Genomic DNA, 25156 nt, shown 5'->3' with positions numbered 1-25156 from the left:
GTGCTCTCAAGATTTTTTGGCAGTCATCGTCAACGAGAAGAGGACCGACATACTCAAACGGTCATGGCCGGAATCTTTCGCACCGCCGTGGGCGATCTTGGATCGCCGGAATCGATGCCCTTGGCGCTATATTGCGTGTCCGTGATTGCCGGGCATGCCATGCAGCAAGTTGCGCTGGCGGAACGGATTGCTCAGGGGCTCCCACACCAAGCGCCGGATGTCGTTCCCGTAACGTCGTCTGCCGGGCGCACCTATGTCTTTGGCGATTCTGTCGCAGCAGCGCTCCTCCGAAAGGGAGACAAGCCAGGTTTCATCGACTGGATGGCTGTCCAAGGAAAGCTCGTCGCCGACGATCGAAGCCTTTCGACTTGGTTCGGAAAATCCGCAGCTACGGTTGGCGGCGAAGACTATGGCCGACCAAGTCCTCCATTAGCTCGCTTCGGCTGGCCGGCGATCGTCGATGTGATGGCTAACGCCGACGCTGTGGTTGCGTATCTAAGAAGCGGCGGATTAGTGCCCGGTCAGTTTGGCGATATTCTGACCAACGCCGCCCGGGTCGCGCTCCTTCGCGCGGCCGACCACCGACAGCTTGGCTCCCTTGCAGACTTCGCAATCCTGGCGATCGAGGCCGCGATAGCAGGCTCGCATATGTTGCCGGTGAGGGGTGTTGTTAGTGCAACCTGAAATTCTGGCCTGATCTGCGGGCGGCGTAACCAAGCGCAGTTTTATCGGCTCAGTGGCGCTTGGTGCGTATGCCACCGGATACCGCAAAAATGGCTCCCTGAGTAGGATTCGAACCTACGGCCGCTCGATTAACAGTCGAGAGCTCTACCGCTGAGCTATCAGGGAACACTGCGGAGGCGGGCCTATAGCAGCGAGATTCGCAGACGCGCAAGGCCCGTTTTCAGCTTTTATCGCGATGGGCCAAAACCACCGAGGCCACGGAGATATTGGGTCTTGATATCGACCACCGCGACACCGCTGCCGACATCGATCGCGGCATCCTCCACCCGCGGGCGCGCGCGGCCGATCCGGGCGTTGCTGCGCAGCCCCACGCCGTCTTTCCAGAAATCGAATTTGTCCTGCGCGCGGCGCGAATGCAGGAACAGCACTGCGTAGCGGCCAGGGTGCGGCACGCGGATACACAGCGACACTGGCCCTGCACCGGGCGCATCAATCGTCACGCGCCGGAAAGTCTTGCCCTCGGCCAGCAGATCCATGTCGGGGCGCATGAAGTCCTTGTCGTTGGCGGGATAGAGCTCCAACCGGAGCAAGCCAGTGCGGTCCTTCAAGTCCGAAACGTTGACTTGAATGGCTGGTCCGCGTCCCGAAGCGCAGTGGCTTGCGTCCGCCCCCATTACGCCGCCTGCAAGAGCCGCGCCGGGGCACGCTGCCAGCGCGACCAGCGTTAGAGAGAATGCCGAGAACATCACTTTCATGATCGGTCCTGAAATCGCTCGGCCACTCGGGCCCGTTACGAAACGACACCACCGAACCTACGACCTGCGGCGAATCGTGCCGTGTGCAGCATGGTTAAAACGGTCGTATCATTCGAACGACGCCGTCCACCGGCGGAAACCACCTCAGCAGCCTTGGCAAGTGCGACAGAGCGTTCCGTTATGAGGTCGAACGGAAACGCGCTCCTTTCGTCGCGCGTCAGTCTCCGTTCAGCTACAACGGTTTATGCGATTCGCGACCAGTGCGATTGTCCGGAGCCTTGCCACGGGTGGATCGTTCTGCGCTTCATGGCCTTGGCTTCGCGGCATGGTCGGCATATCAGCCGTTCGCCGTCGCGTTTTTGGAGATCGACATGCCGCTACCTTCTTCTGCCCTACGCAAAACCCTCACGGTAGCGCTCGGTGCCGTTACCCTGTTGACGTCGGCGTGCGCGACCGAATCGACCTATCGCCCCGCGACCGGCCATGGCTTTGAACGCTCGGGCTATAGCGATCGTCAGATCGAGGATAACCGCTTCCAGGTGAGCTTCTCCGGCAACAGCTACACCTCGCGTGACACCGTCGAGAAGTACCTGCTGTACCGCGCCGCCGAGCTGACGCTGCAGCGCGGCTATGACTATTTCATCTTTGCCGACCGCGATGTCGATCATCGCTCGCGCGTCTATTCCACGCCCAGCGTCGGCGGCGGTTATGGCTTTGGCGGCTATTGGGGGCCGAGCTGGCGCTACCGGGGTCGCGGCTTTGGCTGGCGCACCTGGGACCCGTTCTTTGGTGACCCCTTCTTCGATCGTGGCGTCGATATCGATACGATCGACAAATATGAGGCCAATGCCGAAATCATCGTAGGCAAGGGCCCCAAGCCGCGCGACAACATCAAGGCGTTCGATGCCCGCGACGTGATCCACAACCTCGGGCCGAGCATCGTCACCCCCAAATAAGCACCCACGAAAAGGCCCCCTTCCGGTTGCGGAAGGGGGCCTTTTTTTGTGCCTGGGATCAGCGCCGTGCGGCGGTCACATCACACCGCACCGTGGCAATGCTTATACTTGCGGCCCGAACCGCACGGGCACGGGGCGTTGCGGCTGACCTTGCCTTCCCATTCCGAGGGATCCTGCCCAAAATCGCTGCCATCGGGCAGTGGGATCGAGAGCGGTGCCAGGCGGGTGGTGATGTGACCGCTGGTACCGCCATCCTGGTCCATCGTGTCGTCATCGCCCGTGAACGGGTCGAAATGCGAGGTGATGAAGTCGGGCAGGGTCGGAAGCTGCGGCGGCTCCTGGACCTGGAATTGCGCAAAGGCGATCGTGCGCGTCACATCCTCGCGAATGTTGGCGAGCATCCGCTCGAACAGCGAGAACGCCTCCTGCTTATATTCGTTGATCGGCGTCTTCTGCGCATAAGCGCGCAAGTGGACGACCTGCCGCAACGCATCCAGCGTCGACAAATGCTCCTTCCAGTGATGGTCGAGATTTTGCAGCAGGATCGACTTCTCGACCCGCACCCAGGTTTCCGGATCGAGCGAGGCGGCTTTCTCCGCAATCGCGTCGTCCGCCATCGTTTGCACGCGGCTTTCGATGATCTCGGGGTCGATCGCTTCCTCTTCCAGCCACGCCTCGATCTGCGGCTCCAGGTTGAGCGTCTCGGCCAGGGCTGCCTTCATGCCGGCAATATCCCACTGCTCGGGATAGGTGCCCGGAGGGCAGGCTCCGCCGACGATCGTGTTGACCGTTTCCGCGCGCATGTCGGCGACCACGTCGCCCACTGTGTCAGCATCCATGATGTCGGCGCGCTGCTCGTAAATGACCTTGCGCTGGTCGTTCATCACGTCGTCATATTCGACGACCTGCTTGCGGATGTCGTAGTTGCGCGCCTCCACCTTCTTCTGCGCGGTCTCGATCGCTTTGGACAGCCATTTGCTGCCGATCGCCTCGCCATCGCCGATGTTGGAGCGCATCATCCGCGCGAACAGCGTGTCGGGTCCGAAAATGCGCAGCAGATCGTCGTCAAGGCTCAGATAGAAGCGGCTGAGCCCCGGATCGCCCTGACGGCCCGAGCGACCACGCAGCTGGTTGTCGATGCGGCGGCTCTCATGCCGCTCGGTGCCGAGCACGAACAGACCGCCAGCCGCCAGCACATTAGCCTTTTCATTCTCGATCTCGGCCTTGATCCGCTCGATCGCGGCATCGCGCTCGGGGCCTTCCTCCAGATCGGTCAGTTCATCATTGATGCGGAATTCGAGATTGCCGCCCAGCTGAATGTCGGTGCCGCGCCCGGCCATGTTGGTGGCGATGGTGACCGCGCTCTTGCGGCCAGCCTGAGCGACGATGTGCGCTTCCTGCTCGTGGAAGCGCGCGTTAAGCACCTTGTGCGCGACGCCTTCCTTGACCAGGAAGTCGCTCAGCAGTTCCGACTTTTCGATCGAAACCGTGCCGACCAGCACCGGCTGGCCGAGATCGGCGTGATGCTTGATCTTCTTGGCGATCGCCGCGAATTTGTCGGCGGTGTCCTTGTAGAATTCGTCTTCCTCGTCGATCCGCTTGACGGGGACGTTGGTCGGGATGGTGACGACGTTCATCTTGTAGATGTCGTAAAATTCCGCCGCCTCGGTCGCCGCCGTGCCGGTCATGCCGGCGAGCTTGGGGTACATGCGGAAATAGTTCTGGAAAGTGATCGAGGCCATCGTCTGGTTCTCGGGCTCGATCTCGACGCCTTCCTTGGCCTCAATCGCCTGATGCAGGCCGTCCGACCAGCGGCGGCCATCCATCATACGACCGGTGAATTCGTCGATGATGACGACCTTGCCGTCCTTGACGATATAATCGGTGTCGGCCTTGAACATCATGTTCGCGCGCAGCGCCTGGTTGGTGTGATGCACCACCTGCGTGTTCTCGAAATCATAGAGGTTCGCGCCCTCGAGCAACCCGGCATCCTCGAGCATCCGCTCGACCTTCTCGGTGCCGTCCTCGGTCAGGATGATCGACTTCTGCTTTTCGTCTTTCTCATAATCCTCGGGCGCGAGCTGCTTCACGACCAGATCGACCGAGCGGTACAGGTCAGACTTGTCGTCGGTCGGGCCCGAGATGATCAACGGGGTACGCGCTTCGTCGATCAGCACCGAATCGACTTCGTCGACGATCGCCATCGCGAACGGGCGCTGCACCATCGATTCGCGATCGTACTTCATGTTGTCGCGCAGATAATCGAAGCCGAACTCGTTATTGGTGCCGTAAGTGATGTCGGCGGCATAGGCCTGGCGGCGCTGTTCATCGGACAAATTGGGCACGATCACGCCCACCGTCATACCGAGGAAGTTATAGACCTGCGCCATCCAGCCCGCGTCGCGCGCCGCCAGATAGTCGTTGACGGTAATGACATGCACGCCCTTGCCGGGCAGCGCGTTGAGATAGGTGGCGAGCGTCGCGACCAGCGTCTTGCCCTCGCCCGTGCGCATCTCGGCAATTTCGCCGCGGTGGAGCACGATGCCGCCGATCATCTGCACGTCGTAATGCCGCTGGCCGAGCGCGCGCTTGGCCGCTTCGCGCACCGTGGCGAAGGCTTCGGGCAGCAGATCGTCGAGCTTTTCGCCCGCCGCGAGACGTTCACGGAACTTGGCGGTCTGGCCCGACAGTTGCTCATCGGACATGGCGGAGATGACGGGCTCGAAGCCGTTGATCTTGGCGACGATGACGCCGAGCGATTTGACGTAGCGGTCGTTGGACGACCCGAAAAGCGATTTGGCAATGCCGCCGAGCATGGAGAATTCCTGTTAAGATAAGGCATCGGCCGCGCGTTGCGCGGCGACGACGAAGTCGATGGGAAGATAGGATCCGCGCAAGAGCGGACAACGGCGAAGCGCTATTCGCGACGCCGTCCTGCATAGAGCGGGTTTGCGGGCACGAGCGCGAAGCCGGTAAATTCGGGCGCGCGGGACAGTGCGACTAGGCCCGCCACCGTATTGGCCGGTCGCAAGACGCTGGAGCAGGATCGGGCGACTCGCGCGGTCGCCCGGACCACAGCTGCGGCCCGGTGCAACTCAACCCCCGGCGCGCGCGTCCCCGTCGCCCCGGTAAGGGCGCTGAGCAAGGCGGAAAGGATAAGCAGCAGTTCCAAAGTCGCACGTCACCCGTCGGTGGAGCCGCCGCACTTAGGGATATTTCCGCCGTGCGTCCAGCATCGCGCACCTACCGCGATGTCAGGCGGAAGGCTTGCATTTGCGCGATGCCGCACCATTTCATTGTGCATCGCAGCATAAATTGCGGTACACTGTCCCAAAGAAAGAATCCACGCCCCGCACGACGGGCCGGATAGAGATGTCGCATGCCTGGTCTTTCCGAAACGCTGTCTCGCCTTGCCGCTGCGCGCGCAAACGCCACGCAAATGCCGATTCCCGAGTCCGATCGGCTCGCTGACATTTCCGATTTCGGCAGCGATCCCGGCAATTTGCGCGCGCGGCACTATATTCCGGCGGGTTTCGCGGCGGGGGCCCCGCTTGTAGTGGTGCTCCACGGCTGTACCCAAAACGCGGCGGGATATGATCACGGGTCGGGCTGGTCGGGGCTGGCCGACCGCCATGGCTTTGCCTTGCTCTATCCCGAACAGCGCCCGGCCAATAATCCCAACCGCTGCTTCAACTGGTTCGCCGCCGAGGATATCGCGCGCGACCAGGGCGAGGCCCTGTCGATCCGCCAGATGATCGCGCATATGATCGGCGCCTATCATATCGATGCGACGCGCGTTTTCGTGAACGGGCTGTCGGCCGGTGGCGCGATGACGATGGTCATGCTCGCCACCTATCCCGAGGTGTTCGCCGGTGGCGCGGTGATCGCCGGTCTCCCTTATGGTACCGCGACCTCGGTCGGCGCGGCGTTGCAACGGATGCGGGGCAGCGGCCTGCCCGATGGCCCAGCCCTCGCCGAACTGGTGCGCGAGGCGGCACCAACCCCGCTACGCTGGCCGCGCCTGTCGGTGTGGCACGGCACGGACGACCAGACCGTCGCGAACGACAATATGGAAGCGATCGTCGCACAATGGGCGCTGCTTCAGGGCATCCCGCTCGATGCCGCCAAACGCGACCAGGTCGATGGGCAGGCGCGCCGGCGCTGGCTGAGTTCGCGCGGCGCCGTGCGGATCGAAGCCTATAGCATTGCCGGACTTGGTCACGGCACGCCGATCGATCCCGTCGGGGATGCAGCGTGTGGCACCGTTATGCCCTTCATGCTCCCGGCCGGGATCTGCTCGACCCGCCACATTGCCGCCTCCTGGGGCATTGCCGACGCCGCCGATATCGAGGTCCCTTCGCGCCGCTCGACACCACCGCCACCGCTGCGCGCCACAGCGCGCCCGATCGCGCCCGGCGGAGTGGCAAAGGCGATCAGCGATGCGCTGCGCGCGGCTGGGCTGATGCGCTGATTCAGCAGCTTGTCTCACCCGCATCGCCGGGTATGACGGCGGCATGACCCGCTCCCCGCTCGCCCGCCCCTTCCCCGTTCTGCCGTCAATTGCCGGGGTCACCCCGCATGTCGCGCGGGCGCAGTATAAGACGTGGGATCGCTGCGACCTGACCTTCATTACGCTCGATCCCGGCACGGTGGTGGCGGGCGTGCTGACCCAGAGCAAATGCCCCTCCCCCGAGGTCGAATGGTGCCGCGCCGCGCTCCCGCTTGGGCACGCCCGCGCGATGGTAGTCAATGCCGGTAACGCCAACGCTTTTACCGGCCAGCGAGGCCGCGCGGCGGTAGAAGCGATCGCCGCCCGCGCCGCCGCGCATCTCGGTTGCCAGCCCTCCGACATCTTCGTCGCCTCGACCGGGGTGATCGGCGTGCCGCTGCCGATCGACAAGGCCGAGGCCGGGCTCGACGCCGCCTTCGCCGCTGCGCCGTGCGGTTGGGAAGACGCCGCCAATACGATCGGCACCACCGATACCTTCGCCAAGGGCGCGGTGACCACGGCGGTGGTCGATGGCCGCACCGTTACTTTGGTCGGCATCATCAAGGGCTCGGGCATGATCGCGCCCGACATGGCGACGATGCTCGGCTTCCTGTTCACCGATGCCGCCGTCTCCCCCGCCTTCCTGCAACGCGCGCTCAGCGACGCCAACCGCGCGAGCTTCTCCTGCATCACCGTCGACAGCGACACCTCGACCAGCGACAGCGTGCTCGCCTTCGCCACCGGCAAAGCGGGCAACGCACCGCTGACCAGCGATGAAGACGCCGGTGCCGACGCCTTCCGCGCCGCCCTCGCCGACCTCTGCCTGCAACTCGCGCATCTGGTGGTGCGTGACGGCGAAGGTGCCTCCAAGTTCATCGAAATCGCCGTCACCGGTGCCGATAGCGACGCCAGCGCCCACAAAGTCGCGCTCAGCATCGCCAACTCGCCGCTGGTGAAAACCGCAATCGCAGGCGAGGACGCCAATTGGGGCCGCGTGGTGATGGCGGTCGGCAAGGCCGGCGAACCCGCCGAGCGCGACCTCCTCAGCATCCGCTTCGGCGACACGCAGGTGGCGACCGGCGGCCTTGCGGTCACCGGCTATGACGAAGCCCCGGTCGCCGCGCATTTGAAGGGGCAGGAGATCGAGATCGGCGTCGATCTCGGCCTGGGCGAGGGCACGGCGACAGTTTGGACCTGCGACCTCACGCATGGCTACATCTCGATCAACGCCGATTATCGGAGCTGAACGCCAATGCTCACCATCTGGGGTCGCCTCAATTCGCACAATGTGAAAAAGGTCGCGTGGTTCGCGGAAGAACTGGCGCTCCCCTATGTCCGCCACGATGTCGGCGGCCAGTTCGGCATGAGCGACGCCTATCTCGCGCTCAACCCCAACGCGCTGGTCCCGACGATCGAAGACGACGGCTTCATCCTGTGGGAATCAAATGCGATCCTGCGCTATCTGGCGGCGCGTCACGGCGGCAAAAGCTGGTGGCCCGAAGACCCGGTGCAGCGCGCGCAGGCCGATCGCTGGATGGACTGGCAATTCGACTATGCCGACGCCCAGCGCGGGGCCTTCCTCCACCTCATCCGCCGCCCGCTGGCCGAGCGCGATCCCGCCGTGATCGCGGCGTCAGCGGCAGCCTGTGCCGCCAAGATGCAGATCCTCGACCATGCACTGGCGCAGACGCCATGGCTGTCGGGTGCGGAGTTCGGCATGGCCGATATCCCGATGGGCACCTACGCCCATAGCTGGTTCACCCTCGATATCGCGCGCCCATCGGTCCCGCATGTCGAGGCATGGTATGCCCGGCTGACCGAACGCCCGGCTTTTGCCGCGCAGGTGATGATTCCGCTGACCTGATCGGGTACGGGGACGCTGTACACCTCGGAAAATCACAGTCCCGCACCGCAGCAGGCCAACCCACCCCAACCCCTCCCTTTCAGGGAGGGGAGAAAGGGCGCTAACCGCCAACCGCCCCTCCCTGAAAGGGAGGGGCCGGGGGTGGGTCGTTCTCCGTATCGTAAAACGGCAGCCTGGACGACCGCCAGAAGAAAGCAACGACCCGCCCAAAGGGCGCGGGCGCGCAAGCTGCGCCCTTTAGCCTCGCCGCCCCGCTTCTCGATTGCAGACACTGCTTTCAGATGCGAACACCAAGCAATGAGCAAGCTCACCCTTCGCTATCAATACGATTCCAGCGTCTTCGATCCCGACCAGCAAACCGATGATTTTGGCTGGCTTGAGGTCAAGGTGGAGACGGATCGCTTCTCGGGCGACGGCGGTTGTTGGGTTCAATGGCAGGACGTGAAAGAGTTTGGAAAAGCTCTAAGCGCCTTTCCCATTACGACAGATCATCCGATCGTGGTGCAATGGGGCTTTGATATGCAGGAAGGCGATGATCTGATCCTGCGCCTTGAGATTGCACCCGCCAATACGCGCGGCGATCTCGCCGTCCGGTTTGAAGTGGCCGATTATGCTGAGCCTCGTCACCGGGCACGCGGCTGCTTCATGACCAACTATCCCGATCTGGACGCATTCCGCCAAAGCATCGCGCACCTCATGGACAGGCAGGTGGAGGAAGCCACCTTGGCCGGGCGTTGACGGCTATGTCTTCCAATTCACACTGAAGGTCGCCGCCAGCAACACATCGCGTGCTCCCACCCCTGAAAGGGAGGGACTGGGGGTGGGTCGCTCTCCGTATCGTGAAACGGCACGCCCACGCCAAACGAAAATCCCTCTCCCAGCGGGAGAGGGAGGGAGCGGCAAAGCCGCGGAAGGGTGAGGGCGATCCCACGGATGATGCCCATCACCCTCACCCTTCCCACCGCTTACGCGGCGGGCCCCTTCCCTCTCCCGCTGGGAGAGGGAAAGCAGGCCGTGAACTACTTGTATGTGAGGGACTGCAATCGCCCATTTGCAGACATCCGCGCCAACGGTATCACGAGCTATGGAAACCATCGATCAGCTAAGGCATTATCTCAGAAATAACGGATACTCGCAGTTTCTAACCTGCGACAAACCAACTTGTGTTGGTGTATATGATCTACGTTTGGAAAAATCTGGAAGTGATTGGCGGGTTTTCGAAACCGAGCGGGGCCAAGAGGTCGCAACATATGCCAAGACGTTGGACCAAGGCGAGGCATCGCGGGCTTTCCTTCAGATCGCGTCAACGCGGATTTACCACCTAAAAACGTTCAAAGACGCCGAAAGGATCGCAAAGTTCGAAGCTGTGCTCGAAGCGGCTGATATTCCATTTGAGCGGAATGATGTGCCTTACGAGGGTGAGCTGCGAGTGTTTGTTACAGGCAGCAACTTGCTAAAGGCTCAACATGCCGCTGCGTCGTTCGGTGTTTGAACGACCGCTTCCCACCATTTCTACCCGTCCGAAGCGCCCCCCGCGTCATGCCGCGCAAGGTATAGTTCCCTCACCCACCCCACGCGGCACAACCCGGCAGTCTCAGCCCAGCGCACCCTCGAGCCACGCCTTGATCCGACCCTTCGGCTCGGCACCGACCTTGGTCGCGGCGGGGACGCCGTCCTTGAACAGGATCATCGTCGGAATGCCGCGCACGCCATATTTGCCCGGCGCATCGGGGTTTTCGTCGATGTTGAGCTTGGCGATGGTCACCTGCTCGCCCAGCTCTTCCGAAATTTCTTCGAGGCTCGGCCCGATCATCTTGCACGGGCCGCACCATTCCGCCCAGAAATCGACCAGCACAGGGCCACTCGCATTGGTGACGTCGGCGGTCCAGCTGGCGTCGGTGATCTTCTTGGTAGCCATGGTAAATCTCCTGATGTTGCGCAGAACGTAGGGTGTCGGGCGCGTCCACTCAAGCGGGTGCGTGCTAGCTTTGCTCTGCGGCGGCAAAGCCCGGCTTGTGTGCCTCCAGAAGCGGCGCTGACAGCATGTGCAGCACCGGCGCGCTTGTGTAGAGCAACGCCGCCTCGACGCGCCGTTCAGGGAAGATGACCGCCAGCGCCGCGACATAGGCGGCCATCTGCCGCAAATGATACGGCGGGATTGCGTCGGGCGTGGCGGGCACGCCGCGCCCGGTCTTGAAATCGACCACGCTCACCAGATCGGGCGTGACGAGCAACCGGTCGACCGTGCCCGACACGACGAAGCCATCGGGCAGCACCGCCGCAATCGGGGCCTCGGCCAGCGCATCCGGCCCGAACAGGTCCATGAGGCCGGGATCGCCGAGCACTGCCAGCACTGGCGCGGCAATCTCCGCGCGTGCGGTCGCGTCGGCCACCGCTCCGGCACTCGCCAGCCAACGGTCAGCGACCTCTGCTCGTTTCGCAGGTGCAACCCTCGGCAAACGCTCGAACAACGCGTGAATCAGCCGCCCGCGCTCGGCCGCCGCGCGCATTGCGGGAGTCGGCGGCGCGTCGGCGACCGCGTCATCGCCCAGCGACGACGGCGCGAGCGGACGCGGCGGTCGTGCCTCGACCGGTGCCGCGCGACGTGCCCAGTCGGGCACCGGCTCGGCAACCACCGCCGCCCGCGCCGCTTTGCGGTCTGGCGCGACAGGCTTTTGCGGCACGCGCCCGGTGAAGCTGCGCTCTTCGCCTTCCGGCACCTCCAGCGCGGCCATCGCGCGCGCGGCGGCCGCATACCAGCTTTGTGCGGGTGCCTCGCCTTGCGCGCGTGGACCGACCGACCCGGCGATCACCAGCCGCTCCTCGGCGCGCGTCGCCGCGACATAGAACAGCCGCCAATGCTCTTCGAGATCGCGCGCGGCGGTTTCCTCGACCAGCGCCGCCAGCGGGCCGGTGGCTTCACCCTTGCGCGGGCGGATCACCGGCAGTTCCGCCGCCATATCGCCCGCCCACCATTTCAGCGTCGAGCGCGGTGAACGGGTCGGGTCGACTGCGGCGTCGGCGAGGATCACCAGCGGGGCCTGCAAGCCCTTGGCACCATGCGCCGTCATCACCCGCACCGCATCGAGCGGGGCGGAGGGGTCACGCTTGATCTCCACTTCGCCGCGATCGAACCAGTCGAGAAAGCGTTGCAGCGAGGGCGTGCCGAGCGCTTCGAAATCGAGCGCCGCGCTCAGCAATTCCTCGATCGGGTCGCGCGCTTCCTGCCCCAGCCGCCGCACCAGATTGCGCCGCCCGCCAAGCGGCCCCGACAGCAGTTCCTCCAGAAATTGATAGGGCGTAGCGATGTCGGCGCGGTCGAGCATCGCGAACAACGGCGCGATCTCAGCGCGCGGTTCGGCGCGGGCAATGTGCCGCCACAGGCTGACCGCGCGCTTGGGCGCGGCGTGCATCAGCCGCTCCTGGCTCCAGCCGATCAGCGGCGATACCAGTAACGACGCCAACGACAAATCGTCGTCGGGCTGCAGCACGAAACGGATCGCGGCGAGCAGATCCTGCACCGACAGCGGCGCATTCAGCCGCAACCGGTCGACCCCCGCCACAGGCACGCCTTCGGCATAGAGCCGCGCGACGATCAGCGAGGCGAGTTCGCCGCGCCGCTTGACCAGAATCATGATGTCCTCTGGCCGGAGCGTGCGCCCCTTGCTCTCGAGCATCAGCGTGCCGATCCAGCCCTTGATCGTCCGCGCGATCCGGCGAGCGAGTTCGCGGGTGGAATCGGAAATCCAGCTTTCCTCATCCTCCTCGCTACCCCCGGCAACGACCAGTGGCCACAAGGTCACGGTGCCCGGCCCCGGCACTTCGCTGGCATGGACTTCGCGATCGGCGATCGCGCCCAGCCCCGGCTCGGGCAAAGCCTCGATCGCGGCATCGACGAATTCGAGCACGGGCCGGGTCGAGCGGAACGATTGTGTCAGCGAAAGCCGGTGCCACGGGCGCGCCCGCATCGTGCCGCTCTGGCGGCGTTGTTCCTCGTCCGCCGCCCACGCGTCGCGTGCGAGCGTCCCGATGCGCTGCTCGGCGGCGGCGAAAAACTTTGGGTCGGTACCCTGGAAGCCGAAGATCGCCTGCTTGAAATCGCCGACGGTGAACAGCGTGCGGACCCGCTCGTCATGCGATCCCTCGCCGGCGAAAAACTCCTCCACCAGCGCGCGGATGATCGCCCATTGGTCGGGGTTGGTATCCTGCGCCTCGTCGATCAGCACATGTTCGGTCGCCTGATCGAGCTTGTAGCGCACCCATTCGCCCATGCCGGGTTGGCCGAGCAGCGCGATCGTCGCGCGGATCAGATCGTCGAAATCGACCGCGCCCAGCCGCCGCTTCGCCTGGTCATACGCCGCCGCATACTCCCGCCCGACCGCCAGCGCTGCCGCAAGCAGATCGGCATAGGCCGCGCGCTCGCGCAAACCCAGCAGATGCGCGCACGCTTCGCCCACCTCGATTGCGAGATCGGCATAATCGGGGTCGGCGGCGAGCAGTTTGGGGGAATATTTGCGCGGCTCGCGCTTGGCGGTGAAGGGCACACCGATCAGGTCACCCAGCATCCGTGCGCGCATCTCGGGTGCCGCCTCGATCCAGCATTCGGCGATGTCGGCGTGGTTGCCGCCCGTCGCCGTGCCCCACGCCCGGTTCGCCGCCGCCAGCCGCGCGACCGCATCCACGTCGAAGGCATTGTCACCGCAGGCATCGGCGATCTCCGCCTCAATCTCGCCCACCGGCAAATCGAGCGCGCGGCGGATGAACGGGCCGATGCCCGCGCCCATCGGCAGTTCCGCCATCGCGGCGGGTGCCCGCGCGCACGCCAGCAGGAAGCGCTCGGCCTCGCCCTCGCCCAAGCGCAGGCTCAGCGCGCCAACAGTAGTGACGGTGGCATCGCGCCCTTCGGCCTCTGCCGTTACCAGCATTTCGGCCAGTGCATCGCGCGCCATTACCGCTTCTTCGCGCGCCTCGATCGGGCGGAAACCGGGCACCAGCCCGGCCTCGACCGGGAAGGCGGCAAGCAGGCTCTGACAGAAGCCGTGGATCGTCTGGATGCGGATGCCGCCCCCCGGCGCGTCGAGCACCTTGGCGAACAACGTGCGTGCGCGGGCGCGGAGTTGCGGCGAGGGATCCTCGCCCAGCGCCACCAGATCGGCCACCAGATCGGGCTCGGGCATCCGCACCCACGCCGCCAGCCGCTCGCCAATGCGCCCGGCCATTTCCGCCGCGCCCGCCTTGGTAAAGGTCAGGCACAGGATCGCACCAGGATCGACGCCGCGCAGCAACAAGCGATAGACGCGCGCGGTCAGCACCTGCGTCTTGCCCGTCCCGGCCGAGGCGGACAGCCAGACATGCCCGCCCGGATCGCTGGCGCGCGCCTGCGCGTCCTTCAAGACCGGGAGCGGTCGGCGGCTGTGGCCCTCGGTCATACGGACTCACTCACGGCCATACCATTCGTCCCGCCGCATCAACTGGTCATATTCGGCATAAGGCGCATAGTCCGGGTGCAGCTTCGCTTCGAACGCACGCGTGCCCGTCAACCAGTCCGCCACGGCATCGCTGAAATGCCGCGCGGCGAGCGTGGTGAAATCCTCAGGCACGACCTTGTCGCCCTTGCCCTCGGCATCGACCGGCGAGGTGACATAACCGAACGCATCGCCCTTTTTCGACAGCGACCAATATTCGAAGCCGCGCGCCTTGCCCGCAATCCCGGCATAACCGCCGCGCTCGGCGATCAGCCCGAGCAACCCCAATTGCAGGCTGAACCCCTCACGCACCGCCGCCGGCGAGGGCGGCTTGCCAGTCTTGTAGTCGATCACCGCCAGCGCCCCGTCGGGCAACCGGTCGATGCGGTCGAACTTGCCCGTCAGCGTCACCCCCGCAATCGCGATCTCACCCGATTGTTCGACCGCCAGCACGGTGCGCCCGGAATCGACGTTCTTGCCCATCTGCGCGACGATCCAGTCGATCGCCTCCATCAGGCGCGGTCGCCACAGCGCACGCTGCATTGGATGCGCGCCGTCGAACATCGCCCGCGCGCGCTCGTGCAGTTTGTCGAGCGCGCAGGCGTCCTCACGCGCCCAGCGTTCGAGGATGTCATGCACCGCCGTGCCGCGCCACGCTGCGCTGGGATCGGCATCGACCGGGTCGAGCTGCGTCAGACCGAGGATGCGTTTGGCGTAGAACGCATAGGGATCGGCCTTCAGCCGATCGACGTCGGTGACGGCAATCGCCTTGGGCCGGCGTTCGGCGGGGGGCTCTGGCATCGGCTTGGCAGCGGGCACATGCGCGCCCGGATCGTCGAGCGCGCGCGCCCAGCCTTCCAGCGCGGTGGCCCGCTCGAACCGATCGCCCGCCAATGCCTGCAAGCGCAGCCAGAAGCGCGAGGCGATCGCCGGTTGCGTGCCGCCGCGTCGTGCACGCGTCATCAGCGCGGCGGGCGCGCCCAAGGCCTGCGCCAGATCATGCGCCGCCATGCCGACGCCGCGGTCGAGCCCCGGCAGCCCCAATTCGGTGCGGATTCGCGGTGCCAGCCACGGGTCGGGCGCGGGCAGACCGGGCCAGGTTCCTTCGTTCAGCCCGCCCAGGATCATGACGTCGGCGGTCTGCAAGCGCGCCTCGATCAGGCCATAAATAGCCAGGCGCGGATGCCCGCCTTGCTGCGGTCGCACTGCCACTTCGTCCATCAGCGTCTTGAGCAACGGGCCAAGGCTGGCGGGCTCGATCATGGCCGGGCCATGCGCGGCATGATCCTCCGCCTCGCGCAGCAGCTCGGCAGCGGCGCGCCCGGCAGGGCCCGCCCACAAGGCATCGCCACAAAGGGCTTGCGCCGCCTCGCGCAGGGCAGCGAGCAAGTCGGCGATCGGTCGCGCGCCGCCATCGAACACGCGTTCGATCGGTTCGAGCAGCACGCGCGCCTCCCCCCACCACGCCGCCGCTGCTTCGGCACGGCGCGCGGTGCGTAGATGTAGGTCGATCCCGGCCAGCCCCGCCGCCGGACGTGGCCCGCGCAACACGCGGTCGAGCGCCCGTACCCCATCGAGCCATTCCCGCCGTGCATCGCCAAAGCGCACCAGCGGATGTTTGAGCAACGTCAGCAGCGCGAGCGGCGCAAAACGCTGCGTCGCCGCCTCGGCCAGCGCGGTCAGCAAGGTGCCCGAGGGCAGGATCGATAACGGACGCCCCGCCGAATCATCGATCGCGATCCCCCAGCGCGCGCAATGCGCTGCCACCCGCCGCGCGAGTCCGCGATCGGGCGTGACCAGCGCGCCGGTGCGCCCGGGCGTCTCCGCCACCTCGCGGAGCGCCAGCGCGATGGCCTGCGCTTCCTCGCCTGGCGTCGCCAGTTCGGCGGCTGCAATGCCGCCCAGCCGCCGCTGCTCGGGGCCGAGCGTCGTCCATTTCGCAGTAAATTCCGCCGAAGCCAGCGCATTGGCGACCGCCTTGCCGCGCGCGACGGTGGCGTCATGATCGCTACCGTCGCGCCACAGCCGCACTTCGCTGCGGTTGACGCTCATTCGTTCGAGCAGCAGCTTCAGATGGAATTGGGGGTGCGTTTCGATCGAGCGGCGCGTGAGACCGGTCGCCGGATCGGGCGCGTGCGGTCCAAGCGCTTGCCACTCAACCTCGTCCATCCCCGTCGCGAGATCGGCCAGCACCACCATCCCGCGCGGGCTGTCCGCCACGCAGCGCAGCAGCCGCGCAACGGCGGGCGCACTGTCAGTGATGCCCGCAGCGCATACGAAACCGGCGGGCGGGTCACGATCCCAGCGTTCGGCAAGCCGCTGCAACAACAGCCCGCGCCGTTCGGCGGCGTCAATCCGCCCGATCCGCTGCAGCTCGGCCGGCCAGCGATCCAGCACCACCGCGAACAGGTCGAGCGCGCGCTGCCAATGCGCCGACATCGCTTCGTTGAGCTCGATGTCGCGCAAGCGGTGCGGCGCGATTTCCTCGACCAGCAATTGGTCGAGCGTGCGCGCCAATTCGCCCGCCAGCCGCACCGCCTCCGCCGCATCGATCGCTTGGCCTGCGCGCACGCGCTCCTCCGAGACCAGCCGCGCGAGGATCATCCGCCGTTGCAGCGGCGCGACTGCGGGCGGGACCGGCACCGGATCATCTGCCGGATCGAACGCCGCGCCCACCGCCTCGTCGAGCGCGGGATCGCCGATCGCGACCATCCGCGGCAACAACAGTCCGCCCGCGCTTGCCCGGACAAAGGCATCGGTCAGCGCACGCTTGGCGCGGTTGTTGGGCAGCAGCACCAGCCCGCGCGCCAAACCAAGATCGTCGCCGCCAAATTGCCGGATCAGCCCCGCAGCCAACGCGTCCGCGAAGGCGCGATGCGCCGGGATGGTGAAGAGCCTGGGACCCTTCGCCTCAACCATCGGCGAGCATCGCCTCCGTCAACGGAACGGCCCCCGGTGTGCCAACGTCGAACCACAGACCCTGATGGACCAGGCCGTAAGCGCGCCCGGCCGCAATCGCCCGCTCCCAGAACAGCATGGTCGAGAACGGACCTTCGGGCCAATCCGCAATCACGCGCGGCGACAGGATTTGCACGCCCGTATAAACGAACGGCGCAAGCCGCCCAGGCGGCCGCCGCCCAAGAATACGCCCATCGGGGGCAAGGCGAAAATCACCGCGCCCGCCATGATGGTTTGCGCGGGCCAGCGGGACCATCAGCAACAGTGCATCCATCGTCGCGTCGTCCCAGCGCGCCGCCAGCATCTTGATCGCATCCGAGGGCCCGTCGACCCAAAGATTGTCGCTGTTCACCACCAGAAACGGCTCGTCGCCCAGCAAGCCGCGCGCCTGCACAAGCCCGCCGCCCGTTTCCATCAAGCGACCGCGTTCGTCGGAAACGACAATGTCGATGCCCGTCTCGCGATTGTGCAAATAGGCTTCAAGCGAATCGGCAAGATAGTGGACGTTCACCACGGCGCGCTCGATACCGCTTGCGCGCAACCGATCGAACACGTGGCCGATCAAGGGCTTGCCTGCCACTTCGATCAACGGTTTGGGGCGGGTGGCGGTCAGCGGGCGCATCCGCTTGCCGAGACCGGCCGCCATCACCATCGCGGTTTTGGGCACCGTACCACCCGGCTCCGGCCGGATGTTGAGCGTGCGCTTGGGCTTCATCATGCCGCCAACACCATCGGATCGCCGCGCAACTCGAACGGAATGGTCGCATCGAACCAGGCCTTGACCGGGGCAAGCGCGGGATGCTCCAGATCGCGGTTGAGATAGCGCCACACCCGCGGACACAAAGCGGCATAGCGGGTCTTGCCGTCGCGCTGCCACAGCCGCGTGAAAATCCCAATGATCTTGGCGTTCCGCTGCGCGCCGAGGACATGGTAGGCAATATCGAACGCTTCGCCCGCGCCCGTCGCCGCTTTGTAGCGCGCCACCATCGCCGCTTCGACATATTCGTCGACGTCGCGTCGCGCATCCTGCAGCAGCGACACAAGATCGTAAGCGGGGTGGCCCGCCAGCGCATCCTGAAAATCCAGCAACCCCAGCGTATCGCCGCCGAGGAGCATCAGGTTTTCCGAATGGTAATCGCGCAGGACAGTCACCGCCGGCCCCGCGAGCGCATGGTCGAACACGGCGTCCCACGCGGCATCATAAGCCGCCTGATCGGGTGCGATCCCCAGCGCCGGACAATACCATTCGGTCAGCAAATTGGCTTCGCGGTGCAGCGTCGCCCGATCATAGGCAACCGGCGTCGCGGGATCCTCACGGTGCAAGCGGACCAGGAGATCGATTGCGGAACCATAAAGCGCCGGTTCACGCGAAGCATCGCCGTCCACGGTCTCGCGCATCCGCACGTCACCAAAGTCCTCGAGCAGCACCAGGCCCAGGTCGAGGTCGATCCCGTGGATCGCGGGTGCCGCGAAACCGCGTTCCCCAAGCCAGCGCGCAATATCGATAAAGGGGCGCGGATCCTCATTGGGCGGCGGCGCGTCCATCAGGATCGCGCTCCGTCCATCCTTTACCGCGCGAAAATAGCGCCGGAAGGACGCATCGCCTGCGACGGGCTCGATCGTGGCATCGCGCCACCCATTCGCGGCCAGGAACGCGGCGGCCGCCGCCGGGGGGATCATATCTGCTGCCATCGATCCTTCCAGCCAGCGGGCACGTCGGCTGTCAAGCGGCGGGTGCCATCCGGCAACATCTCCAGGACGAGCGGCAGTGCATCGGGCCACCAGCCCGGTGCCCGTTCCGGCCATTCGATCAGCAACACCGAATCACCCGCCGCATCGTCGAGCCCTAGTTCGGCGATCTCGTGGGAATCATCGATCCGGTACAGATCGATATGCAACACCGGCATCCGCACCTCAGGGGGGGCGTAAGGCTGCACGATTGCGAAACTCGGGCTCGGGGCCTCTCCCTGCAACCCAAGCGCGGCGAGAAGACCGCGCGCAATGCTGGTCTTGCCCGCCCCAAGCGGGCCCGACAACGTCACCACATCGCCAGGGCGGACCAACTCGGCCAATCGTGCTCCAAAGGATTCGCTCGCTTGAGGACCGGCCAGAATCATCTCAACATCCTGTCAGCATCATATCGACCCCGCTCCGCCTTCACCGGCGCGGCAGGGTGGCAGTGATCAACGTCCCCTGCCCGGCTTCGGACAGCAGTTCGATCGTGCCGCCATGCGCCTCGACAAACTGCTTGGCGAGCGGCAGGCCCAATCCCAAAGCGCGTTCCCCGTCGCGGGTGATCCCCGGTTGCGCGAAGCGATCGAAGGCACGCGTCACCGCCTGCGGACTCATCCCCACCCCGTCGTCGGACACCACGATCCGCGCCGTGGCATCGGTACCGTCAGTGTGGAGCAGAACCCGCCCCCCGGCCGGCGTACCCGCGACGGCATGGCGCAACAGATGCTCGATCACCTGTTGCAGCCGCCGGGCATCCCCCGTTATCGCGCCGGTTGACGGCAGGATCTCCACGGCGAAATCCAGCTTTCGCTTGTTGGCCAGGGGTGCCACCGCATCGGCGGCGGCCTGCGCAACCGCGCCAAGATCGATCGGCTGCATGTCGAGTTCAGGGGCCTTGCCCTCGGCTTGCGTAAGGTCCAGCACTTCGTCGACCAGCATACCGAGGCGTTCGACCGATTGGAGAATCGCCTCGACATATCCCGACGCGGAGGCGCTCAGCTTCCCGGCATAGCCCTCGTTTAGCATCTCGGCGAAACCGCTGATCGAAGTCAGTGGCGTGCGCAATTCGTAGCTCATCGTGGCGACGAACGAGGTTTTGATGCGATCGGCCGCCTCCAGCGCTTCATTGCGATCGCGCAGTGCGCGCTCGATCCGGCGACTGTCGGAGATGTCCAGCATCGTGAACAGGCCATTGCCATCGGGCAACGGCACGGCTGCAAATTCGAAATGTCGGCCATCGGCGAAACCGACGCGGCCGCCGCGCTGCTGCCGCTCGACGGTCGCGGCACGAACAAGGTCCGCGATCAACGAAGCCCGCGCCGGATTGGCAAGCTGGCGCGACGCGGCTTCGGCGAGTACGTCGACGCGCGGATGCGTCGCCAGGAATTCCTCGTCGAATCCCCACACCAGCCGGAACTTGTTGTTCCACAATTGCAGCCGACCATCGGCGGCAAACACCCCCAACGCCTCATAGAGATTCTCGAAGGTCGCGGTGCGCACGCGCAACAAGGTGTCGCGGGCACTGGCCAATTGCACCTGTTCGGTGCGATCCTCGAAGATCAGCAATAGGCCACCATCGGGCAAGGGTTGCGCAACGACGCGCAGATGCGCGCCGCCGGGAAGATGCCATTCTTCCTCCTGTCCGCCGCCCGCCGCGAGAAACCAGTCGCGCCGCTCGGCCTTCCAGCCGGGAAAGTCGCGCACTTCGGGCAGGCGTTTGGCTTCGCGCATCCGTTCCAGCACCCGGTCGAATTCGGGGCGATCCGCCAGCCATTCGGCCTTCATGGCGAACAAGCGCCGAAACGGTTGATTGCAGAAGACCAGCGAGCGGTCGGCCCCAAATTGCACCACGCCCGCCGAGAGCCGGTCCAACATCGCGCGCTGCGCATCATCGAAGCGCTTCAAGCGTGCGCGGGCTTGCTCCAGATCCTCAATATCAATCGCAAAGCCGGCGACGCCCCCGGTTGAGAGCGGGGCGTCATACACGCGCAGCATCCGTCGCTCACCGCGGATCGTCGCGGGCATCGTTTGCGACTGCACCGATCTCGCATCGCGCGCCAACACGGCGTTGCCGAGCGGCCCGCCGACGCCCGATCCCTCCACCAGCTCGAGCCCGCGCGCGATTACGTCCTCGGCAGACGCCGCTTCGACGGCGTCGACATATTGCGAATTGACCATGGCCAGCCGCAAGTCGGCCCCCCGGTACCACATCGGCATGGGTGCCGCCTGGATGACACCGCTGAGATCTTCATACAGCGCGGTCGCCTGGCCGATGGCCACTCCGAGCTGCGCAATCTCATCTTCCGTGTCGGTCGCGTCAAAGACCCACAGGATAACGCCGCCTGGCGCTTGAAACGCCTTGGGAACGCGCGCGCCACGGATCATGAGCGCGCGCGCCGATCCCTTCACCCGCAGCGCACGCGAGAAGGGCCGCCCGGACTTTTGCGCGGCCGCAACGTCTGACGAAAGGGCGGCGAAGTCCTCTGCCGCAAGCCCTGCATCGCTCGTGGTCAGATCTTCGAGGTAGCGTGGCAGCGCGGCCAAGCCGAGCCAGTCCGCGAGGCGCGGTGGGCAATCAACGCGGCCATCGCTCCGTATGGTCAGCGCCAGCGCTGGGGCTGACGCAAGCATGGCTTCAAGCCGGGCATTCGCGGCAAAGGTCGCCCTCGCCTCGCGCCGCGCGCGCATGCCGAGAAACAGATTCCAAGACGCCCCACCAATCAATAGGGCGAATGCGGCACCGATTAGAACCGCGCTCAGTTCTGGAAGTTCGCTCACCGCACAAAGCCCTGACCCATATAACTTGCATAGGCCAAGTCGGTCCAAGGAAGGAAGGTCAAAGCGCGAACGAGGCTGCATTCGACTTCAACCAACCGCCGCTCGCAGCCTGATCAAAAAAAGGGCGGTATCTCGCGATACCGCCCCCAAACTCCCAAATTAAAGCCGTGTCAGAATTTGGCGACGACACCTGCATACAGGAAGCGTCCCATCACGTCATATTGGCCGCTGCCACCGCCCAGGCCCGTCAGGTCGAGCGGCGGGTGCTTGTCGGCAAGGTTCGTCACGCCCAGGTACATGTTGTATTTCGTGCCAACGTCCATCGCGACACGAAGATCATGATAGGCGACAGCCGGATACGTCTTATAGTCGGCGTAATAAGGCTGCTGTGGCGGATTGCCGTTCAAAGGATTGTAGTTGGTGTAGTCACCAACATATTGCGGACCATACCACCGCACGGTGTAACCAAACGTAACCGGACCACTTTTGAATTCACTGGCGATCCTGAAACGGTCCACCGGTGTTCCCACGTTGCCGAGATACCGTGTGATATTGGTGGGATCAGTCGGATCGGTGAAGTCGTCACGTTGAATAACATGGGTGTAATTCCCATGAACCGAGAGCTTTCCGTAATTCCCGATCTGGTGCGTATAGCTGACCTCGGCATCGATACCACGCGCCTTCAGCGATGCGTAGTTCACGCCTGCGGACAGGAGCGAGCCTTCCAGAATTTGGAACGGCTCTTCCGTCGGGCCACCGGCGGCACCCGCCCGTTTGAAAAGGCCGCAATATTGGTTGTTCAACGTGGCCAAATCGTAACACTGGTTGATGATGGTCTGCGCATCTACGGATGAAATCGCCTGGTCCACCCTGATGTTGTAATAGTCGACCGTGATCGCGAGGCCCGGTACCCAATGCGGCTGGAACACACCGCCCAAGGTATAGGAATCCGACGTCTCCGCCTTCAAACTCGGATTGCCGCCGCTTAAATAACGTAGCGAGTTCGCGGGCTGGAAGTTATAGGTAGCCGGGCGTCCCGCAGCGGCGCAATTCGCTTTGCGGTTGGCGGGATTGGGCCCTTCATCAAGGTGATCCTTCGAGCAAGGATCCGTAATGAACTGGAAATTCGTCCCGGCGGGTGTGTACAATTCACCGAGGTTAGGCGCGCGAACAGCGCGCGCATAGCTGGCCCGCAGTGTCAAGTCATTGACCGGACGCCAGATTACGGAGCCGTTATACGAATAAACGGTCCCGGTCTTGTTATTGTAATTGGAGATACGACCAGCACCCGAAACGGTCAATTCGCGAATGAACTGAATGTCCTTCAGAAGCGGAACCCGTAATTCGCCATATGCCTCCTTAACCTCCAAGGCCGGAGCGATGAAATCAGGGATCGAATTATAGAAGGTGTAGCCTGCCGAAACGAGCACGTCCTGTTGATATTGGTTTGTCTCACGACGGTATTCACCACCGAGCGAGAAACCAATCGGACCGCCCGGCAGCGAAAATAGCTGCTGCGAATCGCCGGAAACGAACCCGCTGATATCAAGCTGCGTAATTTTTCCGATCGCAGTTGTGTTCTGGAGCAGATAATTCCTCTGTGCATCGGTGAATTGACCGCCAAACACGTTGATCGGAACGCAAGATGAAATGTCGTTCGCCAGGATTTTAGCTTGGTTCACGGGGCTTACGACGCCGCTATAGCCGACTCCGGCTGTAGGATCGACTTGTGAACGGCATACAATCTGACCACTAGCATTCTTTACCGGGTCGTTCGCGAGCAAAAACCGCTGCTTGTTCAGGTTGCCGAGAATTTCTGTCTTCTCTCGGAACTCGCCATAGTTGCCAGAAAGTTCGTAATGCCAGTTACCGTTGAAATCGCCCTTGATACCAGCGACGATCCGATAGGTGTCACGGTGCGACAGCTCCGAACGGTTGCCAAGCCCTTCGAGAACTTCGCGAACCCGGAACGTTGTAGAATCGGTGATGACGGCACTAGGCTTGGCCGCTAGCAGATTGGCGGTGATAACCCCGCGCGCTTGCGCAGTCAGATATGGGTTATCCAACCGCAACGACTCGCGCGGATCACCATCAAGTGCCGTGCCATTGATAAAGGCCGGGCCTCCCGAACCTGCCCCGAACACCGTTGTATGCGACCATGTTGCCTCGACAAAAGGCACCAGCGCCTGCGAGATCTCGTAATGGCCGACCATGCTGATATTGACCCGGTCCAGCCGCGGCTGGATCTGGAATTCGTCACCACTGCGGAAGTTGCTGCCATTGCCGCCGATGAAGGATCCGTTCGGACCATAACCAACGCGTTGGCCCGTCAGCGGAACGAGGCTGCCGTCCGGCGTAAACTGATACGGAACGTAATAGAGAGACCCGTTGGGGGCTGTGCCGCCGTTGAGCGAAGGCGTACCGCCAAAGCGGATAAGGCCGGTTTCGCTATAGGATGCGCTACGTACGTCGTTGAAATACCGGTATCCCGGATTGCCTGCGCTAGGGTTTGGATTAACCTGGATGAAGGCGCTTTGCTGGTTCAGATAATCGCGACCGCTGCCGAAATACTGGCTCTGATGCGCATATTCAGCGTTGACCGCGATGTTGCCGCGCCCCTCACTGAAGTTCTTGCCCGCAAGCACGCTCGCGAACTGTGCCGAACCGTCGCCATAGGTGCTGACGCCGCTCTGCGCGCGCGCTTCCAGACCCTGGAAGTGATCCTTCAGAACAAAGTTGACCACGCCCGCGATCGCGTCGGAACCATAAATCGCCGACTCACCACCCGTGACGATATCGACGCGGTCGATCAAATCGGTCGGGATCGTGTTGGTGTCGACCGAGGTGCCCGAGTTCAAAATGTCGCCTGCCACGTGGCGGCGGCCGTTGACGAGAACGAGGGTGCGTTGCGTCCCAAGGTTGCGCAAGTCGATCAGGTTGAGACCGGCGGTGCCCAGAAAGCGCGTCGAGTTCGACTGGCTGAAGGTCGACGCAAGCTGCGGCAGCTGGTTGAGCTGATCGCCGATCGAGACCGAACCGCTATGAAAAAATTCCTCGCCCTGAATGCTGGTGACAGGGTTGGGCGACGATAGGTTCGGACGCGCGATGCGCGACCCGGTAACGACGATGTCCACGGCCGGAGCTTTGTCCGTGTCCGGCTCGGCTGCGGAAGCCGCGGGTTTGCTGCTCTGCGCGTCCACTGGCGGAGCAGCTTGGGCGAAAGCCGACGTCCCGACGGTCAACGCCGAAACGGATGCGGAAAGAACGAGCAACACTCGCGCGGTATATGGCGATTTCATTTGGGCCCCCAAAATTGGAAAAGGTGCGATGCACCTGACCGGCCCAAGAGATTGGAAATGCGTGGCTGTTGCAAGCGAGTGTTTCTGAATTGCGACTGAATGTTTCAGTTGTGTAGCAATTTTGCATCAAAAAAGCCGCTTCGGGCCTTTTGGTCCGAAGCGGCCAGGTTTGCG

The 25156-nt window shown here is 64.2% G+C and carries 17 protein-coding genes and 1 tRNA gene; 7 read left to right on the top strand and 11 right to left on the bottom strand.

Annotation, left to right across the window (positions count from 1 at the left end):
* Positions 1-63 precede the first annotated feature (63 nt).
* Entirely contained in the window at positions 64-684 is a 621-nt protein-coding gene (locus tag EJC47_RS07075; protein WP_126846355.1) for a hypothetical protein, read from the top strand.
* Positions 685-774: 90 nt separating this feature from the next.
* Here EJC47_RS07075 and EJC47_RS07070 read toward each other — a convergent pair.
* Positions 775-849, bottom strand: a tRNA-Asn gene (locus EJC47_RS07070).
* 62 nt (positions 850-911) lie between these two features.
* On the bottom strand, positions 912-1439 hold the full coding sequence (locus EJC47_RS07065) for a DUF2141 domain-containing protein (protein ID WP_126846353.1): 528 nt from the start codon (positions 1437-1439) through the stop codon (positions 912-914).
* 371 nt (positions 1440-1810) lie between these two features.
* On the opposite strand from EJC47_RS07065, the gene EJC47_RS07060 reads away from it, so the two are divergent.
* Positions 1811-2395, top strand: coding sequence for a CC0125/CC1285 family lipoprotein (locus EJC47_RS07060; RefSeq protein WP_126846520.1), 585 nt, complete (start codon positions 1811-1813; stop codon positions 2393-2395).
* 80 nt (positions 2396-2475) lie between these two features.
* On the opposite strand, the gene secA is transcribed toward EJC47_RS07060, so the two are convergent.
* The gene (gene secA, locus EJC47_RS07055; protein ID WP_126846350.1) at positions 2476-5211 is read right to left on the bottom strand and encodes a preprotein translocase subunit SecA; all 2736 of its coding nucleotides are present in this window, start codon (positions 5209-5211) and stop codon (positions 2476-2478) included.
* A gap of 563 nt (positions 5212-5774) precedes the next feature.
* Between secA and EJC47_RS07050 the strand changes: the two genes are divergently transcribed.
* From EJC47_RS07050 to EJC47_RS07030, 5 genes are all read left to right on the top strand, one after another.
* Positions 5775-6866 (top strand): extracellular catalytic domain type 1 short-chain-length polyhydroxyalkanoate depolymerase, encoded by a 1092-nt coding sequence (locus tag EJC47_RS07050; protein WP_126846348.1) that lies wholly within the window; start codon positions 5775-5777, stop codon positions 6864-6866.
* A gap of 43 nt (positions 6867-6909) precedes the next feature.
* Complete coding sequence (argJ, locus tag EJC47_RS07045; protein WP_126846346.1) at positions 6910-8130, top strand: bifunctional glutamate N-acetyltransferase/amino-acid acetyltransferase ArgJ; 1221 nt, start codon at positions 6910-6912, stop codon at positions 8128-8130.
* A gap of 6 nt (positions 8131-8136) precedes the next feature.
* The gene (locus EJC47_RS07040) at positions 8137-8748 is read left to right on the top strand and encodes a glutathione S-transferase family protein (protein WP_033963339.1); all 612 of its coding nucleotides are present in this window, start codon (positions 8137-8139) and stop codon (positions 8746-8748) included.
* Between the two features lie 297 nt (positions 8749-9045).
* Positions 9046-9486: a hypothetical protein gene (locus EJC47_RS07035; protein ID WP_033963337.1), complete on the top strand. Its 441-nt coding sequence runs from the start codon at positions 9046-9048 to the stop codon at positions 9484-9486.
* 346 nt (positions 9487-9832) lie between these two features.
* Complete coding sequence (locus tag EJC47_RS07030) at positions 9833-10240, top strand: hypothetical protein (RefSeq protein WP_126846344.1); 408 nt, start codon at positions 9833-9835, stop codon at positions 10238-10240.
* Between the two features lie 102 nt (positions 10241-10342).
* Here the strand turns inward: EJC47_RS07030 and trxA are convergent, their stop codons facing one another.
* The 8 genes from trxA to EJC47_RS06990 form a co-directional block, all read right to left on the bottom strand.
* Positions 10343-10666, bottom strand: coding sequence for a thioredoxin (gene trxA, locus EJC47_RS07025; RefSeq protein WP_126846342.1), 324 nt, complete (start codon positions 10664-10666; stop codon positions 10343-10345).
* 64 nt (positions 10667-10730) lie between these two features.
* Positions 10731-14177, bottom strand: coding sequence for a double-strand break repair helicase AddA (gene addA / locus EJC47_RS07020; protein ID WP_126846340.1), 3447 nt, complete (start codon positions 14175-14177; stop codon positions 10731-10733).
* Positions 14178-14183: 6 nt separating this feature from the next.
* Positions 14184-17132, bottom strand: coding sequence for a double-strand break repair protein AddB (gene addB, locus EJC47_RS07015; protein ID WP_126846338.1), 2949 nt, complete (start codon positions 17130-17132; stop codon positions 14184-14186).
* Positions 17125-17889, bottom strand: coding sequence for a nucleotidyltransferase family protein (locus tag EJC47_RS07010; protein ID WP_126846336.1), 765 nt, complete (start codon positions 17887-17889; stop codon positions 17125-17127). The genes addB and EJC47_RS07010 overlap by 8 nt, the downstream gene beginning before the upstream one ends.
* Positions 17886-18851 (bottom strand): aminoglycoside phosphotransferase family protein, encoded by a 966-nt coding sequence (locus EJC47_RS07005; protein WP_126846518.1) that lies wholly within the window; start codon positions 18849-18851, stop codon positions 17886-17888. Before EJC47_RS07005 ends, EJC47_RS07010 begins: the two co-directional genes overlap by 4 nt.
* Positions 18848-19288: a tRNA (adenosine(37)-N6)-threonylcarbamoyltransferase complex ATPase subunit type 1 TsaE gene (gene tsaE, locus EJC47_RS07000; RefSeq protein ID WP_126846334.1), complete on the bottom strand. Its 441-nt coding sequence runs from the start codon at positions 19286-19288 to the stop codon at positions 18848-18850. Before tsaE ends, EJC47_RS07005 begins: the two co-directional genes overlap by 4 nt.
* A 40-nt stretch (positions 19289-19328) precedes the next feature.
* The gene (locus EJC47_RS06995) at positions 19329-21593 is read right to left on the bottom strand and encodes a sensor histidine kinase (protein ID WP_260591503.1); all 2265 of its coding nucleotides are present in this window, start codon (positions 21591-21593) and stop codon (positions 19329-19331) included.
* A 260-nt stretch (positions 21594-21853) separates the two neighbouring features.
* Complete coding sequence (locus EJC47_RS06990) at positions 21854-24982, bottom strand: TonB-dependent receptor domain-containing protein (protein WP_260591498.1); 3129 nt, start codon at positions 24980-24982, stop codon at positions 21854-21856.
* Between the last annotated feature and the right edge of the window lie 174 nt (positions 24983-25156).

Source organism: Sphingomonas sp. TF3 (genome assembly GCF_003985085.1).
Classification (GTDB): Bacteria; Pseudomonadota; Alphaproteobacteria; order Sphingomonadales; family Sphingomonadaceae; genus Sphingomonas.
Note: the sequence above shows the minus strand (reverse complement) of the source record. Positions and strands in the feature narration are given on the sequence as shown.

Excerpts from the sequence above, each read along its gene's own strand:
- EJC47_RS07005 (WP_126846518.1), bottom strand. The coding sequence starts at position 18,851 with ATGATCCCCCCGGCGGCGGCCGCCGCGTTCCTGGCCGCGAATGGGTGG.
- EJC47_RS07035 (WP_033963337.1), top strand. The coding sequence starts at position 9,046 with ATGAGCAAGCTCACCCTTCGCTATCAATACGATTCCAGCGTCTTCGAT.
- EJC47_RS07060 (WP_126846520.1), top strand. The coding sequence starts at position 1,811 with ATGCCGCTACCTTCTTCTGCCCTACGCAAAACCCTCACGGTAGCGCTC.
- EJC47_RS06990 (WP_260591498.1), bottom strand. The coding sequence starts at position 24,982 with ATGAAATCGCCATATACCGCGCGAGTGTTGCTCGTTCTTTCCGCATCC.
- EJC47_RS07010 (WP_126846336.1), bottom strand. The coding sequence starts at position 17,889 with ATGATGAAGCCCAAGCGCACGCTCAACATCCGGCCGGAGCCGGGTGGT.
- EJC47_RS07030 (WP_126846344.1), top strand. The coding sequence starts at position 9,833 with ATGGAAACCATCGATCAGCTAAGGCATTATCTCAGAAATAACGGATAC.
- EJC47_RS06995 (WP_260591503.1), bottom strand. The coding sequence starts at position 21,593 with ATGCGCGCGCGGCGCGAGGCGAGGGCGACCTTTGCCGCGAATGCCCGG.
- trxA (WP_126846342.1), bottom strand. The coding sequence starts at position 10,666 with ATGGCTACCAAGAAGATCACCGACGCCAGCTGGACCGCCGACGTCACC.
- EJC47_RS07075 (WP_126846355.1), top strand. The coding sequence starts at position 64 with ATGGCCGGAATCTTTCGCACCGCCGTGGGCGATCTTGGATCGCCGGAA.
- EJC47_RS07050 (WP_126846348.1), top strand. The coding sequence starts at position 5,775 with ATGCCTGGTCTTTCCGAAACGCTGTCTCGCCTTGCCGCTGCGCGCGCA.
- secA (WP_126846350.1), bottom strand. The coding sequence starts at position 5,211 with ATGCTCGGCGGCATTGCCAAATCGCTTTTCGGGTCGTCCAACGACCGC.
- argJ (WP_126846346.1), top strand. The coding sequence starts at position 6,910 with ATGACCCGCTCCCCGCTCGCCCGCCCCTTCCCCGTTCTGCCGTCAATT.
- EJC47_RS07065 (WP_126846353.1), bottom strand. The coding sequence starts at position 1,439 with ATGAAAGTGATGTTCTCGGCATTCTCTCTAACGCTGGTCGCGCTGGCA.
- addA (WP_126846340.1), bottom strand. The coding sequence starts at position 14,177 with ATGACCGAGGGCCACAGCCGCCGACCGCTCCCGGTCTTGAAGGACGCG.
- addB (WP_126846338.1), bottom strand. The coding sequence starts at position 17,132 with ATGGTTGAGGCGAAGGGTCCCAGGCTCTTCACCATCCCGGCGCATCGC.
- EJC47_RS07040 (WP_033963339.1), top strand. The coding sequence starts at position 8,137 with ATGCTCACCATCTGGGGTCGCCTCAATTCGCACAATGTGAAAAAGGTC.
- tsaE (WP_126846334.1), bottom strand. The coding sequence starts at position 19,288 with ATGATTCTGGCCGGTCCTCAAGCGAGCGAATCCTTTGGAGCACGATTG.